Source organism: Lactobacillus melliventris, from assembly GCF_013346935.1.
In the GTDB taxonomy this organism is placed as follows: Bacteria; Bacillota; Bacilli; order Lactobacillales; family Lactobacillaceae; genus Lactobacillus.
The window spans coordinates 1-15,075 of record NZ_JAAEEB010000004.1; the positions used below are offsets into that span (position 1 = coordinate 1).

Sequence of the window (15,075 nt, forward strand, 5' to 3'; positions counted from 1 at the left end):
CATCAGACTTGCGTCCATTGTGGAAGATTCCCTACTGCTGCCTCCCGTAGGAGTTTGGGCCGTGTCTCAGTCCCAATGTGGCCGGTCAGTCTCTCAACTCGGCTATGCATCATCGCCTTGGTAGGCCGTTACCTTACCAACTAGCTAATGCACCGCGGGCCCATCCTTTAGTGACAGCTCGAAAGCCGCCTTTTACTGCTTGAGCATGCGCTCTTGCTTCTTATTTGGTATTAGCACCTGTTTCCAAGTGGTATCCCAAGCTAAAGGGCAGGTTGCCCACGTGTTACTCACCCATCCGCCGCTCGCGCTCTTAACTTCCTACCGAAGTATTCCGTCAAAATTGCTCGCTCGACTTGCATGTATTAGGCACGCCGCCAGCGTTCGTCCTGAGCCAGGATCAAACTCTCATTTTTTAAATGTTTGTTTGAATGTTTGCTCATTCGTTCCAAGATTCGCATCTCGGATTTATTTGCTTGCGAAATTGACTTCGCTCTTTTGTTTTGGGTTCTTTATAACCCGCACATTTTTGCGAAAACATTGTTCAGTTTTCAAGGTACTACCTGCTGCTTTAAAGCAGCTTTTTTATTTTGCCAGATTCTTTTGCTTTTGTCAAGCACTTTTTTCTGACTTATTTTTGCCGTCTTACCGGACAGCGTTTATTATCTTACTAAAACAATTGTCTTTTGTCAACTGCTTTTGCTTGATTTTTTTAACCCTGTCTTCGTGCTCTTGCCTTGCGGCTCATTGCCCAACGACAGTTATTAATACTAGCAAGTATTTTTCTTTTTTGCAAGTCTTTTTTACAAAAAAATATTATTATCAGTAAAACACTGGCAAAAGGGCTTATTCAGCCCGTCTAATAGTTTGCTCTATATGCGTCAGTAACAAATGAATACTTTGATATACATCCCTAATATCATGCCTGCATTCGTCAACAACCCAATTGAATATAATAGCGTAAATTGCGTTTGCTACCAATTCAACTTTGCGCACTGAAAACGGCCCTCTAGGTCGCATATAATTTTCTATAGCTAAAGCATACTCTTTTCTTAACACGCGATAAAATAGTGGCGGATCCTTGGCAATTCTATGCAAATTGCCATAAAAAGTCTTATTTTCCTTAATTTTTTTCAACATGCGATAAAACATTCGATCCATTGATTCATTGCCCACACTGCGTAAGGCTCGTCTGGTTTGCAAAGTTAAGACTGAAGTAAATAAATCACAAATATTACTGTATCTTCTATAAAAAGCGCCACGGTTAATGTCTAATTTCTGACAAAATTTAGTAACAGTATACTTTTCCACGCTGTATCTTGATAGCTCAAAAACAAGAACTTGCTCAGTTTTTGTTAATTTCATTTTCATCGCTCCTACTTATGGTGCCATAAGTATAGCAATAATGGTTATGACAAGCAATACTTTCTTTGAAAATAATGGCGTTATTTTTAAAGACTAACAGTATTATTAAAACAAAATCCATTCTTTGTATTTTGCAAAGCAAAATAAAACGACTAATTTGGTCTAAAACCAGAAATTAGTCGTTTGCATCAATCATTTAAATCAAACTAAATGTAGTTATTACTAGGATTGATTATTACGCTTTATTCTTCTTTGGCGCTTTTCCTTACGAATTTTACTACGTTGCTCAATTTTATTCTTTTGCGCTTTATCTAGTTGGATGGCACGCTTAATCTTTTTCTTATAGCCAGGTTTACGCTTCTTTTGAGCTTTCTTAACCAAGCCACGCATCTTATTATCAAGACTTTGAGAAGACGACTGCCTTGTTTTACGGCTATGGTAATGTTTACGTGGTACTAGAGCCCCATTTTTTATTTCCACAAAATCGAAATGGACTCCCATATTTTCTAACTTAAAAATCTGATCCATTTCTTCTTCACGAATTAGAGTAATAGCATGGCCAATCATGCCATTGCGACCAGTTCGGCCAATACGATGAATTACGAATTCTAATTCACGCGGAATTTCATAGTTAATGACTAGACTGACGCCTGCAATATCAATTCCACGTGCGGCCAAGTCAGTCGCCACGACATATTGAAATTGCCCAGCTTCTACTTCTCTCATGGTTCTTTTTCGTTCACGTTCAGTAATGCCACCATGAATTTTAGCAACTCTTAACCCTTGCTTAATGAGAAACTCAGTTAATTCATCTACCGTTTGCTTGGTGTTAGCAAAAATAAGTGCCAAATAGGGCTGGCCAATTGTTAATAACTGATGCAGTATTTTCTTGCGATTTTTAGATCCGACGTCAAGTAAATCATTTTTAACTGTTGGCGAAATAACCGTGGGATTATCTACAATAATAGTTTCCGGTTTTGCCATATACTTGCGTAAAAAGTTAGCTAGTTTAACAGGAATGGTGGCAGAAAAAGCTGTGAAAACACAATTTTGAGGTAATCTCTGCGCAATAAAATCAATTTCACCCAAGAAACCCATATCTAAAGTCATGTCAGCTTCATCAACGACAAAGTTTGTGACAGAGTCTAAGGGTAAAAGCTTTTTGGCAACAAAATCATGAAGCCTTCCAGGAGTAGCTATGACAATCTGCGGTTTGTGCTTACCTATTTTTTCAAGTTGACGTTCCCGATCAGTGCCTCCTGCCAATTGGGCAACCGAAATATTTAACCCAGCAGCATCCCTTAACTGACGAGTCACTTGATAAAGCTGCTGAGCGAGTTCTCTACTAGGAGTAGTCAAAATTGCTTGTGGGAACTGCAATTTTTCATCAATTTCATTCATTACAGGGATTAAGAAAGCATGAGTTTTACCCGATCCCGTAACTGCCTGTACTACAGCATTTTTGTGTGCCAGTAAAACAGGTATTACTTTTTCCTGCACCTCAGTCGGTTTAACAAAGTTTATTTTTTTCAGACCTTGTCTTAGTGCTGGACTTAACTTTTCGTTTTCAAAAATGTTATTCATGTTCCTCTTGATATTCCTTGGTTACTTGAACTAATTCCGCAAATATTTGCTTCACTTCAGCTATATCTTTAGCATTAGCCCCACTTGCCAATGCGTGGCCACCACCATCATGTTTGGCTGCAAGTTCGTTGATTACTGGACCCTTTGAACGGTAATGAACTCGATAACTGCCGTCAGGCTTTTCCACAAAGACATTCCAGGCAATGATATCTTTAATTCTTCCAGGGGTAGAAACCGTGCATGAAGCTTGTTCCGAATTTACACCTAATTTATGCAGAGTATCTTGGGATAAAATCGCATAGGCCGCACCACAGGAATCAACTTTCATATATTCCAAAACTACGGCCTGTAATTTTGCCTGTTCAAAGGTAACGTCACTAATGTTGCGAGCAATTTCATTAATATTAATTCCAGTTGCTGCTAGTTGAGCAGCTATTTTAAAAGTGTGGTCCGTTGTTTCAGGATACATAAATCTGCCTGTATCACCAACTATACCAGCATAAAGCGGATAAGCCACTTCCGCAGTCAGCGGCATTTTTTCAGTAATAATGAAATCAGCAATAATCTGTGACGCAGCAGGAGCGTGATCATCAACATAGCTCATATCAGCATATGGTTCAACATCCGGATGATGGTCAATTTTAATCAGAAAATCACCCTTATTATATAATTTGTTAGAAATGCGGGCGGTATTTCCTGTGTCAGTGGTGATTACCAAGGCTCCTTGATAATCCTTTTCTGTCACCTGATCCATCTGGTTGATCCACGCGAGATCACCTTCATCATTTTCTCCAGCACACAAAATTTTCTTACTTGGGAACTGCAGTTTTAAAGAACGTGCAAGTCCAGCCTGAGAGCCTAGAGCATCAGGGTCAGGACTGGTATGACGATGCAATATAATCGTGTCATATTGCGTAATTTTTTGGTATATATCTGTAAAAGTACTCATATATATTCTCCTTCTTAATTTTAGCGGTTTTACTTTAAGAAATTTTTCCTTATTGAGAAAATAATTCTAAATCCATGTTTTCATAATCAGCCTCTGTAAAATCCGTAGCCGTCACGCCTAAAAGCCTGATACCATCATTTAAAAACGAGCTGGAAATGGGCTCAAAAAGATCTTTAGCTGCATCATATAATTCTAATGGATTATTAGTAGCATGTTCAAGCTTGCGCCTTTTCGTAACAGTCTTAAAATTACTATTGCGAATTTTTAAGACAACCGTATTGGCATAAAAATTGCGTTCAATTAACTTGTCAGCTAAATCATTAACATAGTTGCGCAAATTGGTAAGAGCAGTCTGTTCATTGTATACACTGGGTTCATACGAGCGTTCAATCCCAATAGACTTGCGATTACGCTCATCATCAGGAATTACCCGCGACAAATCAATGCCATTTGCATGTTCCGCCATTAAATAACCCATGCGGTTGAAATGTTTTATTAAATCACGAACGTGCATTTTTTGCAACCCACGTCCCGTGTAGACACCCATTTCAGCTAACTTAGCTTGCGTCTTAGGCCCAATACCATGAAACTGAGCAATTTTTTGTACGGCTAAAAATTCTTTAGCTTCTTGGGGCAAAATAATAGTTCGACCAAAAGGCTTCGAATATTCGGAACCCATTTTTGCTAAAAATTTGTTATAGGTCACGCCGAAAGAACAATTTAAACCTATTTCTTTTTTTATTTTTACCTGCAGATCAATCGCGATTTGCAAAGCAGAAGTTAATCCCAGCTTATTTTCAGTAACATCTAAATATGCTTCATCCAGTGCAATAGACTGAACATTGTCAGTAATTTCATGCATCAACTGATGAATTTCAGCAGAAACACTATGATACTTTTTAAAATCAGGGCTCTTAAATACCAGTTTATCCGGCGGTATGAGCTTTAAAGCCTTAATTGATGGCATAGCTGAATGGACGCCATACTGGCGAGCAATATAATTTGCCGTAGCAACAACGCCGTGTCCATGATAATTTCTGGGATCTTGACCAATTACCAGTGCCTTATCTTTTAGTTCAGGATGATCACGTGTTTCAACTGCAGCATAGAAAGCATCCATATCAAGGTGAATAATCTTTCTATGAGTGTCATTTTGTGGTAAAAGACCGTCATCAAAGTTACTCATAAATCCAGCGCTCGGTAGCTGATTCGAAAATTTTATTTGCTGATTTTGGACCCATTCTGTACGGCAAGTATTGTTCTGGCTCTTGACCATTTTCATTTTCTTTTTGCCATGTTTTTTCTACATGGTCAATAAATTTCCAATAATTCTTTAATTCACTCCAATGAGTAAAGTTGGTTGAATCATTAACAAAAACATCATGCAGTAAACGCTCATAGCCATCTGGTACCTGTTTTTGGTCTTCACTTGTAAAGCCGTAGCTTAGATTTTCCCTGCGAATTCCGGGTTCATTAATTTTTTTACCATTAATAGTAATAAAAATTTGCATCTGTGGATCTATTATAATTGATATGTTGTTTGAATGAGCTTTACCGTATTGATTAGACATGTGTTTTAAAACAATATCAATCCTGTTTTTCTTTTCCCGCATTTCTTTGCCGGTTCTAAAATAAATTGGCAAATCAGCAAGAGGACCCTTTTTAAATTTAACCTCTCCAGCAACGAAAGTTTCTGTATTTGAATCGGCAGCAACATTTGGTTCTTGCCGATACCCAAAGGTAACATCACTACCCAAATATTGCCCCCGCACAAAATGACGCGCAATCTCGTCTTCTGTCGGGATTACCATACTGTCTAAAAGTTTTTGCTTAGCCTCGTGAATACTTTGCGAAGTCAAATCCTTTGGCTCCGGCATTGCCAGAAGGGTAATAATTTGAAAAATATGGTTTTGCACCATATCGCGTAAAGCGCCTGAAGTTTCATAATAGCCGCCACGAGCCTCGACTCCCAACTGTTCTGCTAAAGTGACCTGAACATTTTTGATATTCTGATTATTCCATATATTTTTAATTAGAGGATTAGTTAACCTCATAGGCAGAATGTTTTGAATCATTTCTTTACCTAAATAATGATCAATCCTAAAAATATCATCTTCAGCAAAGGAAGCAGTAATCTGCTTATTTAATTCTTCTGCACTTGCCAGATCTCTTCCAAAGGGTTTTTCAACAACAATACGTTTAAAGCCGGTACTGGTCAAATGTTGATCTTTAATATGTTCAGCGATTGTGCCAAAGAACTTGGGAGCCATTGCCATATAAAAGATACGATTTCCCTGCGCACTATAACGATCATCTAATTCTTGTGCCAAATTCTTCAGAGTTTCATAGTGTTCAATGTTGGTTACATCGTGTGACTGATAATAAAAATGACTGGCAAAAGCAACTAAATCATTTTCGTTTACTTCAGCATGCGTTTCGTGCACAGCATCGCATATTTGCTGGCGTAAAAAATCATGTGACCATGGTCGCCGCGCCGTTGCAATTACGGCAAAATTATCGTGAATTAGGCCCTGTTCATATAAATTAAAAAGTGCAGGATACAGCTTTCTATGCGCTAAATCACCACTACCACCAAAGATAATCATAATTACTGGAATGTTATTCATGAAAAAATCCTTTCTCATACCTTTTTACACTAACATCATTTTATACTATTTTGCCGTTAAACTCGCGCCTTGAGCAATATTTACTTTTTAAGCTAAATAAATTTTACTAACAAAAAAGTGCCCCTAAGGCACTTAAGATTGTTTTAATTTTCTTTAGATCCATCAGCTGGAGTTTCATCAGCTGCATCAGCTGGTTTGGCTGCAGCTGGCTTTTCTGCAGGAGCAGCAGGTTTTTGCTCTTCTTTTGAAGCTTGAGCAGGTTCACTATCTGCTGGCTTTTCAGCTTCATCAGAAGTTGAAGGTGTTGGTGCAGGCTCAGCACTTGCCGTATTAGCTGGTAAAATTTGTTGTACAGCCATTCGACTAAATGTTAAGTAAATGCCATCAGCATCCAGCACAACCGTTTTATCCTTGGTATTTACTGAATCGATTTTGCCGTGAAGACCGTCAATCATAATGACATTGTCACCTTTTTTCAATTGGTTCATCATTTCCATTTTCTTTTGTTGTTGCTTTTTTTGTGGCTTAATCATGATAAAGTACATAAAAGCAATCAAAACTACAAAAACTATGATTGTCCACATACTACTACCTGCACCATTTGCTTGTGCTAAAAATAAATTATTCACTTTTACACTCCTCAAATTAAAATTAATTATTGTCTAAATATTTATTATACAGAAAATAACGAACAATTGCATTACCTGTTTGGCAGCGGCAGGCCTAAATGAACATAAGCCTTCTCTGTCACCATTCTGCCTCTGGGTGTCATTAATAAAAATCCGTTTTGCATTAAATATGGTTCATAAAGGGATGCAATTGTCTCCACATCCTCGCCAGTATTAGCAGCTAAAGTTCTAATACCTACTGGTCCACCATGATAATTTTTAATAATTACCCGTAAAATTTTGCGATCTGTTTGATTTAGTCCTTCTTCATCAACCTGCAATTGTTGAAGAGAACTTGCTGTGGTTGCAAAGGAAATTACTTTTTCTCCTTTCACCTGGGCAAAATCCCTAACTCGTCTTAACAACCTATTGGCTACTCTGGGCGTTCCCCGTGATCTGCGAGCTAATTCTTGTGCTGCCTGGGGTTCAATTTCAATATTGAAAACTTTGCTGGAACGAGAAATTATTTTTTCAAGTTCTTCAACCGTATAATATTGCAAGTGTTCAACTATACCAAAGCGATCACGTAAAGGAGCCGACAGCTGACCAGCCAAAGTAGTAGCACCTACAAGAGTGAATGGGGGCAAGGTAACGTGAACGGCGTGAGTAGTTTGTCCTTCTCCAATTACAATATCAACATAATAATCTTCCATCGCTGAATACAGGACTTCTTCAATAGGCTTGGCAAGACGATGAATTTCATCTATAAATAAAATATCTCCAGGATCGAGATCAGTTAAAAGGGCAACCAAATCGCCCGCTTTTTCTATCGCCGGGCCACTTGTACTTTTTAAATGCACGCCAAGTTCGTTAGCTATCACAAAAGCTAATGTCGTTTTACCCAGTCCAGGAGGGCCATACAATAACACATGGTCCAGAGCTTCATCCCTTTTTTGGGCAGCTTTAATATAAACTGCCATTTCTTTTTTAACTCGTTTTTGACCCAGGTACTCACTTAAAGTCTGGGGGCGCAAAGAAAACTCAGCTTGTTCTTCTTCTTGACCTTGGACTTCTCCAGAAACAATACTATTTTTATCTTCTGCCACCTGTTTCACTTCCCTTTAAAATGTTATTTTCATTATAACAAGATTTACTTCTTTAAGAGAAGTGCCAACCCCTTTTTAATGTACTGATCTGCAGTTGTTTTTTCCTCAGCAATTAAAGCTGGTGTAATTCTATCTACTTCTTTTTTGGTATATCCTAACGCTAATAATGCTAATAATGCGTCATTTAGTTCAGGTGATACCTCTGATGAAGCCGTCTTATTTGCATTTTTAACAAAGCTGCCCAATTTACCTTTTAAATCCAACACAATTTGTGAAGCAGTCTTTTTACCAACGCCTGGAAAACGGGTTAAGTATTTTACTTCACCTTGTTCGATGGCTTCTGCTAATGAATTACTATCTTCGGCCGCCATGATTGCCAAAGCAGACTTAGGGCCAATACCACTTACACTTAAGAGCTTTAAAAACAGTCCCTTGTCATCCTCAGTTTGAAAGCCATATAAAGTAATACCGGTATCCCGCACAATTTGTTCAATAAAAACGCGCGCCTTTTGTCCTTCTTGATAGGCATAAGGTGTGGGACTAAAAACCTTATAGCCAATTCCATTCACATCAACTACTACAAAATCAGGTTTGATTGTGACAATAACACCCTGAAAATATTCATACATATTTTATTTATTCCTCTTAAACATTTTGCGTAAATCACTTTGTCTAATACGCACAATTACCAAATTCCCCTTAGCGTCATGATAAGGATCAGCAATTTGCCGCAGATCAGTCAAAATTGCACCACAATCAGCAGCCGTCAATTTTTTACGTCCCGAAACTTCTCGTTGAGCTTGATCGGCCGCTATTCTTTTAATTAAATTTTGAGAATTACTTTGATCAACATTTAAAAACAAGTCTAAAATCTTGCGCACAGAATGCTCAATATTTTGTTTCAACCAGGTGGGATATGATCTTAAAATAAAGGTATCTTGACCAAAATCTTCTAAAAAAATCCCGATTTTTTTGATGTCCGCAATCTTTTCTTTTATTTGCAAAAAATCCAGGTTGCCAAATTCTAAAATTAAAGGACTCAGCAATCCCTGCTGACTGATTTTAGAGTTAGATAATTCATGGATAATTTTTTGAAAAGCTAGCAACCTTCTTGCTGCAATCTGATCAATTAAGTATAAATCATCATTATTGGCAGCAATAATAAACATTGGGGTTTGACCAACAAAACTTAACTCGGGTAAGCTTGCTGCTAACACTTCATCACCGCTTGAAATAATCTCATTATTAGTATTTTTACTAGTAAAGGGCGTTAAACTGCATTGCTTGACAACATTATCATCCCATGTCGCAGTTATGAGATAATGTTCATCGTCTCGCGGAATATCCAAATTCACATACTGTGAATGCTGAATGTGTTTGATTGCTGCTGGAGGCTGTTCATTAATTTCCGCAATTCCTGCATTTGGCCTTTTCGTTTCTACCACATTTTTGTTTAAATTAAACTTAAGTTGATCAACCAGTGTATCTTCTTTACTTGAATGTAAATTACTCAATGCATCAGATTTCACGTCATTTTTCAGAAGCACACTACTAATAGCACTGGTAATCAAGCGACTCAATTCTGTTTCTTTAGATAAGCGAACCTCCCGCTTTGTGGGGTGAACGTTGACATCAACCAACAAGGGGTCCGTCTTGATTTTAATAACTGCAATAGGGTAATGTTTGTCAGTAAGATTATTACCATAACCAGCCATCACTGCACTTGCCAACTTAAAATTTCTAATGTAACGGCCATTAAGCAAAATAGAAATAAAATTACGAGTAGACCGCGTGAGTTCTGGCTTGGATATTAAACCACTCACTTCAAAATCATTATCACTACCTTTAAAAGGCAACATTCGTTCAGCAATATTGCGGCCATAAACACTTGATACCGTTTGGCGTAAATTATTATTACCAGCAGTTCTAAGCAGCATCCTTCCTTCGTTCATTAGAGTGAAGGCAATTTCTGGGTATCCTAATGCAAGACGATTAACAATATCTACTGTTTTCATAATCTCAGTCCTGGGACTGCGCAAATATTTTAATCGTGCCGGGGTATTATAGAATAAATCTTTGACCGTTATCTGAGTACCTTGTCTTGCTGCAGCATCTTCCTGCATTTTTTTAACACCAGCAGAAAATTCAGCACGCGTTCCTATTGCTCCAGAAGAATTAGTTAAAATTTCAACATGACTAACTGCAGCAATCGAGGCTAAAGCTTCTCCTCTAAAACCTAAGGTATTGACATTAAACAAATCATGTTCACTTTTTATTTTGCTGGTAGCATGTCTGGTAAAAGCAAGATCAATCTGATTACTAGGGATCCCCGAGCCGTTATCTTGAACTACAATCTGTTTTAAACCAGCATCAATAAAATCTATTCTAATTCTGCTACTGCCAGCATCAATCGCATTCTCGACCAACTCTTTGACCACACTTGCCGGTCTTTCAATTACTTCCCCAGCTGCAATCTGATTAGACAGATTAACTGAAAGCTCATGTATTTGTGCCATGATTAGTTTTCATCCTTTAAATCTTCTTGCCAATTTTCCACCAGTTGCATTACTTGCAGGGGTGTTTGATCTGCCAAATAAAGATTAGAAATTTCATCTAGAACATCTTTTTCTTTGTCAGTCAATTCACTGGCAGAATCTAACTCTGCACCAACTGGTAGTTCCTCGGCCGGCTCATTACTTGAGCTAAATAAATCAAGTTGTGTAGAAGCCGGTCCCAAATTACTACCTTGAGCTTCAAGTCTTTTAAGCAGCTTAGTAGCTTGGCGTAAAACCTTTCTCGGTAAACCAGCAAGTTGCGCAACATGGATGCCATAACTTTGATCTGCAGGTCCTGGTAAAATTTTATGCAGAAAAATCAGCTTGCCGTTTTCTTCAGTTGCTCCTACATGAATATTTTTCAAATGAGGTAAGGTCTGTTCCAAGGCTGTTAACTCGTGAAAGTGTGTAGCAAATAAAACTTTGGCTCCAACTTCATCATGTAAATACTGCACAATAGCACCAGCTAGAGCCATGCCATCATAAGTGGCTGTTCCCCGCCCGATTTCATCAAATAAAACCAAGCTGCGTTTAGTGGCATATTGTAAAGCATCATTTGCTTCAGTCATTTCAACCATAAAGGTACTTTGACCAGAAATCAGATCATCAGCAGCTCCAATCCGGGTAAAAATTTGATCAAAGATAGGCAAATCTGCGCTATCGGCTGGTACAAATGATCCTATTTGAGCCATTACCGCAATAAGAGCCATCTGCCTCATGTATGTACTTTTACCTGACATATTAGGACCTGTTATCAGAAAGATATCAGTATCTTCTGTTAACTTAACATCGTTTGGAATAAAGGAACCAGCTTTCATCACTTGTTCAACTACTGGGTGACGTCCTAATACTACCTTGACATCTTGATTATCAGTATGAAAATGAGGTCTGCAATAATTATTATCTTCAGCTACCTGAGCAAAAGCGCAGAAGACATCAAGTTGAGCTACTTGTCCTGCTAACTTTTGTAAGGCTGGAATGTACTTCTTAACTTCCTCTCTTAATTTCACAAATAAATCATATTCCAAATCTGTTGATTTAGTTTGTGCTTCTAAAATAAGATTTTCATGTTCTTTAAGTTCTGGAGTGATATAGCGCTCTGCATTGGTCAAAGTTTGCTTACGAGTATACCGGTCTAAAGGAACCTTACTCTTATTTGAATTTGTAACTTGAATATAGTAACCAAAGACCTTGTTATAACCAACTTTTAAATTATCAATACCCGTTTGAGCTCGTTCATTCTGCTCCATTTCAGTCAACCACTTTTTACCATTATTCATAGCATTTCGATAGCGATCTAATTGACTATCAACACCATCCTTGATTAATCCTCCTTCAGTTGTCAAAATTGGGGGTTGATCAACAATAGTAGCGGTAATCAATTTGGCAATTCCTTTTAAGGGATCAATTTGTCTGGCAAAAATTTGCAAATTTTTATTTTCAGCCTTTTGCATTGCTGTCAAAATTGTTGGTACGGCATTAAGAGAATGAGCCAACTGTAATAACTCTCTGGCATTGACATTACCAAAAGCAATTCGCCCCGTTAAGCGTTCTAAGTCATAAACTCCCTTGAGAGCATCATTAATATTTTCCCGGGTAAAGTACTCATCAATTAACGCCTGTACCATCTCTTGGCGCCTGTTTAACTGCTCAACAGATAATAATGGCCGAGCAAGCCATTGTTTTAACAAGCGTCCACCCATTGCGGTATGTGTTTTATCAAGCACCCAAAAAAGTGAACCCATCTTCTTACCTGTTTTTGCAGATGCGATCAATTCTAAATTATCCCGCACGGTATGCGACATTTGTAAATATTGATTGACTTCATAGCTTTTAGCGACTTGTAAATGCGCTAAACTACGACGCTGAGTTTGTAATAAATATCCTACCAGTTGTTTTACAGCAGCTTTTTCAGCAGAGTTTGTCAGATCCTGTTCAGCAAACGAAATCTCCGCATGTTTGCCAGTTAACTCTACCGGTTCTGAGACGGTGATATTTGCTTTATGAAAAAAATTATTATCCTGATCATTTAAGTGACCATTAAAAACAACTTCACGGGTACGCAATGACAATAGTTCATTTGAAACAGCCGCAAAGCTCTTCAAATGAGTGGCATAAATTTCACCAGTCGATAAATCACTGTATGCTAATCCAAAACAACTTTTAGTAGTCACAACTGATGTCAGATAATTCGATTCCTTGGCTTCACTGGGTTTGTCATTCATCAAGGTTCCGGGAGTCACAAGTTGGATAATACCACGTTTAACCATCCCCTTGGCCTTTTTCGGATCTTCAAGCTGCTCGCATAAAGCCACCTTATAACCCTTTTCAACCAGGGTATCAACATAAGATTGTACTGCCACATGAGGTACTCCTGCCATAGGGACAGGGTTTTCTGCTTTGTTTGACCTGTGAGTCAAGGTTAATTCTAAAATTTGTGCACCTTTAACCGCATCGTCTTCAAATAATTCGTAAAAATCGCCTACCCGATAAAAAAGGAAAGCGTCGGGATACTGCTTTTTGATTTGGTGATATTGCTCCATCATCGGAGTCAGGTTTGTTTGCGCCATTATTCTCCTTCTTTTCTGCATTACTGTTATTATTATACGCTAAACTATTCATTAAAAGAAAAAAGACCGCAAGTAAAACGATCTCTTCTCACAACACATATAAATAATTCAAAAAATTAGGCAATATGTCCTTCAACACTTGCTAAATCTTTCTTGCCATCCATCTTCACAATTGCACTAATGGCAGCCGTAATACCTTTTACATCATCTGCTAAGCTCAGACAAGGAGTTTCTGGTTTAGCAACAACTTGTTCTGGTAAATACGGAATGTGCATAAAGCCAGCTTTTAAGTCATGAAATTCTTTATCAATCATATACTGCACTTGATACATAATGTGGTTGCAGACAAATGTACCTGCCGTCGTAGAAACTGAACTTGGAAGTCCAGCTTCCCTAATTGCCCGTGCCATTGCCTTAACAGGCAGTTGCGTAAAATATGCATTTTGACCGTCTGCATGAATAGGACAGGCAAGTGGCTGGTACCCTTTATTATCAGCAATGCGGCCATCATCAAAATTAATAGCTACACGCTCAGGGGTCAGTGCAAACCGACCACCAGCCTGTCCGATATTTAAAACATAATCAGGTTTTTCTTTAAGAATAGCTTCATGAACCACATCGGCACAATCTCCGAAAACTGTTGGTATTTCAAGTTTTATAATTTGTGCACCAGCGATTTCATCATCCAGTCGTTTAACTGCCTCAATTGCAGGATTAATTTCATCTTCACCAAATGGATCAAAACCTGTTACAAGAATTTTCATTATCTTCTCTCCTCACTATCTTAAAATGCCAAAAAGTACATTAGAATAATTTGAATAAGCAACATGCTGATTGCGATCGGAAATTGTTGTTTAATTACGCCTAGTTGATCTTTCATTTCCATAAGAGCAACTGGTAAGGTGTTAAAGTTTGCAGCCATTGGTGTTAACAGCGTACCGCAATAACCCGAAGTCATCCCTAAAGCTGCAACTACAACCGGTGAACCTCCTTGTGCCACAACAAAAGGGATGCCAATGCCAGCAGTAATAACTGCAAAGGCCGCAAACGCATTACCCATAATAGCAGTAAACAAAGCCATGGCAACACAATAGAGTGTAACTCCCAATAAATGGTTTCCAATAGGAAAAAGTCCGGAAATAGCCTTAGCAGTAACTTGTCCCACACCTGAAGCTGTAAACACCACACCTAAAGTAGCAAGCAGTTGTGGTAAGATTCCGGCTGACCCTACCGAACGCACCATTCTCTGAGTATCTTCATACACAACTTTAGCATTTGCTTTTGTCAGAATTTGTGCGCAAATAAGTGAAACAATTGCTGCCACACCTATACCTACTTGACCACCTAGATTAGTAAATTGGGCTATTAATAAAGCTAAAACTGCTAGCAAGATACTTGGCAAAAAGATCCAGTTGCCAATGCGTTTAACAGTTTGTTGAGCAACTTTTTCATCCAAATCCCTGATGTGACCTACGCGAACCTGTTTAAACAGAGATAATAAAGCAACAATTATTATAATTGCACCGTTAATTGCATTCGAAAGCCATTGGCCACAACAGAATAGTATTGCAAACAAAAACCAGAAAAGCCCGGTACCCCAACGCACAGGATTTGATTGATCACGCCAAGACTCAATTGCTGCAGCCAAGAAAAACAGCCCGATTAAGATATAGAACGCTAATAAAATATTATTGATTAAAGTATCCATTATTTC

Annotated in this window: 12 protein-coding genes and 1 rRNA gene; all 13 read right to left on the reverse strand. The window is 38.2% G+C overall.

Translation table 11 applies throughout. The annotated features are described in order from the left end of the window. Positions 1-413, reverse strand: a 16S ribosomal RNA gene (locus GYV61_RS04370); the annotation flags it as partial. A 430-nt stretch (positions 414-843) separates the two neighbouring features. Then, on the reverse strand, positions 844-1,362 hold the full coding sequence (locus GYV61_RS04375; RefSeq protein WP_174794947.1) for a TetR/AcrR family transcriptional regulator: 519 nt from the start codon (positions 1,360-1,362) through the stop codon (positions 844-846). A gap of 222 nt (positions 1,363-1,584) precedes the next feature. Continuing rightward, positions 1,585-2,946, reverse strand: coding sequence for a DEAD/DEAH box helicase (locus tag GYV61_RS04380; RefSeq protein ID WP_174794948.1), 1,362 nt, complete (start codon positions 2,944-2,946; stop codon positions 1,585-1,587). Beyond that, complete coding sequence (locus tag GYV61_RS04385) at positions 2,939-3,895, reverse strand: DHH family phosphoesterase (RefSeq protein WP_174794949.1); 957 nt, start codon at positions 3,893-3,895, stop codon at positions 2,939-2,941. Before GYV61_RS04385 ends, GYV61_RS04380 begins: the two co-directional genes overlap by 8 nt. 49 nt (positions 3,896-3,944) lie before the next feature. Next, entirely contained in the window at positions 3,945-5,081 is a 1,137-nt protein-coding gene (dinB, locus tag GYV61_RS04390) for a DNA polymerase IV (protein ID WP_233558044.1), read from the reverse strand. Next, complete coding sequence (zwf, locus tag GYV61_RS04395) at positions 5,074-6,522, reverse strand: glucose-6-phosphate dehydrogenase (protein ID WP_174794951.1); 1,449 nt, start codon at positions 6,520-6,522, stop codon at positions 5,074-5,076. Before zwf ends, dinB begins: the two co-directional genes overlap by 8 nt. Before the next feature lie 143 nt (positions 6,523-6,665). Continuing rightward, a complete protein-coding gene (gene yajC / locus GYV61_RS04400; RefSeq protein ID WP_174794952.1) occupies positions 6,666-7,151 on the reverse strand; it encodes a preprotein translocase subunit YajC in 486 nt (161 codons plus the stop codon). 71 nt (positions 7,152-7,222) lie between these two features. After that, complete coding sequence (gene ruvB / locus GYV61_RS04405) at positions 7,223-8,245, reverse strand: Holliday junction branch migration DNA helicase RuvB (protein ID WP_420870803.1); 1,023 nt, start codon at positions 8,243-8,245, stop codon at positions 7,223-7,225. Positions 8,246-8,280: 35 nt separating this feature from the next. Beyond that, the gene (gene ruvA / locus GYV61_RS04410) at positions 8,281-8,865 is read right to left on the reverse strand and encodes a Holliday junction branch migration protein RuvA (protein ID WP_174794954.1); all 585 of its coding nucleotides are present in this window, start codon (positions 8,863-8,865) and stop codon (positions 8,281-8,283) included. Positions 8,866-8,868: 3 nt separating this feature from the next. Further along, the gene (mutL, locus tag GYV61_RS04415; RefSeq protein ID WP_174794955.1) at positions 8,869-10,752 is read right to left on the reverse strand and encodes a DNA mismatch repair endonuclease MutL; all 1,884 of its coding nucleotides are present in this window, start codon (positions 10,750-10,752) and stop codon (positions 8,869-8,871) included. Positions 10,753-10,754: 2 nt separating this feature from the next. Continuing rightward, positions 10,755-13,337, reverse strand: coding sequence for a DNA mismatch repair protein MutS (gene mutS, locus GYV61_RS04420; RefSeq protein WP_174795110.1), 2,583 nt, complete (start codon positions 13,335-13,337; stop codon positions 10,755-10,757). 140 nt (positions 13,338-13,477) lie between these two features. Continuing rightward, positions 13,478-14,125 (reverse strand): pyroglutamyl-peptidase I, encoded by a 648-nt coding sequence (gene pcp, locus GYV61_RS04425; RefSeq protein ID WP_174794956.1) that lies wholly within the window; start codon positions 14,123-14,125, stop codon positions 13,478-13,480. A 20-nt stretch (positions 14,126-14,145) separates the two neighbouring features. Then, on the reverse strand, positions 14,146-15,069 hold the full coding sequence (locus tag GYV61_RS04430) for a DUF979 domain-containing protein (RefSeq protein ID WP_174794957.1): 924 nt from the start codon (positions 15,067-15,069) through the stop codon (positions 14,146-14,148). Positions 15,070-15,075: the final 6 nt, after the last annotated feature.

Excerpts from the sequence above, each read along its gene's own strand:
- GYV61_RS04375 (WP_174794947.1), bottom strand. The coding sequence starts at position 1,362 with ATGAAATTAACAAAAACTGAGCAAGTTCTTGTTTTTGAGCTATCAAGA.
- GYV61_RS04380 (WP_174794948.1), bottom strand. The coding sequence starts at position 2,946 with ATGAATAACATTTTTGAAAACGAAAAGTTAAGTCCAGCACTAAGACAA.
- GYV61_RS04385 (WP_174794949.1), bottom strand. The coding sequence starts at position 3,895 with ATGAGTACTTTTACAGATATATACCAAAAAATTACGCAATATGACACG.
- dinB (WP_233558044.1), bottom strand. The coding sequence starts at position 5,081 with ATGAGTAACTTTGATGACGGTCTTTTACCACAAAATGACACTCATAGA.
- zwf (WP_174794951.1), bottom strand. The coding sequence starts at position 6,522 with ATGAATAACATTCCAGTAATTATGATTATCTTTGGTGGTAGTGGTGAT.
- ruvA (WP_174794954.1), bottom strand. The coding sequence starts at position 8,865 with ATGTATGAATATTTTCAGGGTGTTATTGTCACAATCAAACCTGATTTT.
- mutL (WP_174794955.1), bottom strand. The coding sequence starts at position 10,752 with ATGGCACAAATACATGAGCTTTCAGTTAATCTGTCTAATCAGATTGCA.
- mutS (WP_174795110.1), bottom strand. The coding sequence starts at position 13,337 with ATGATGGAGCAATATCACCAAATCAAAAAGCAGTATCCCGACGCTTTC.
- pcp (WP_174794956.1), bottom strand. The coding sequence starts at position 14,125 with ATGAAAATTCTTGTAACAGGTTTTGATCCATTTGGTGAAGATGAAATT.
- GYV61_RS04430 (WP_174794957.1), bottom strand. The coding sequence starts at position 15,069 with ATGGATACTTTAATCAATAATATTTTATTAGCGTTCTATATCTTAATC.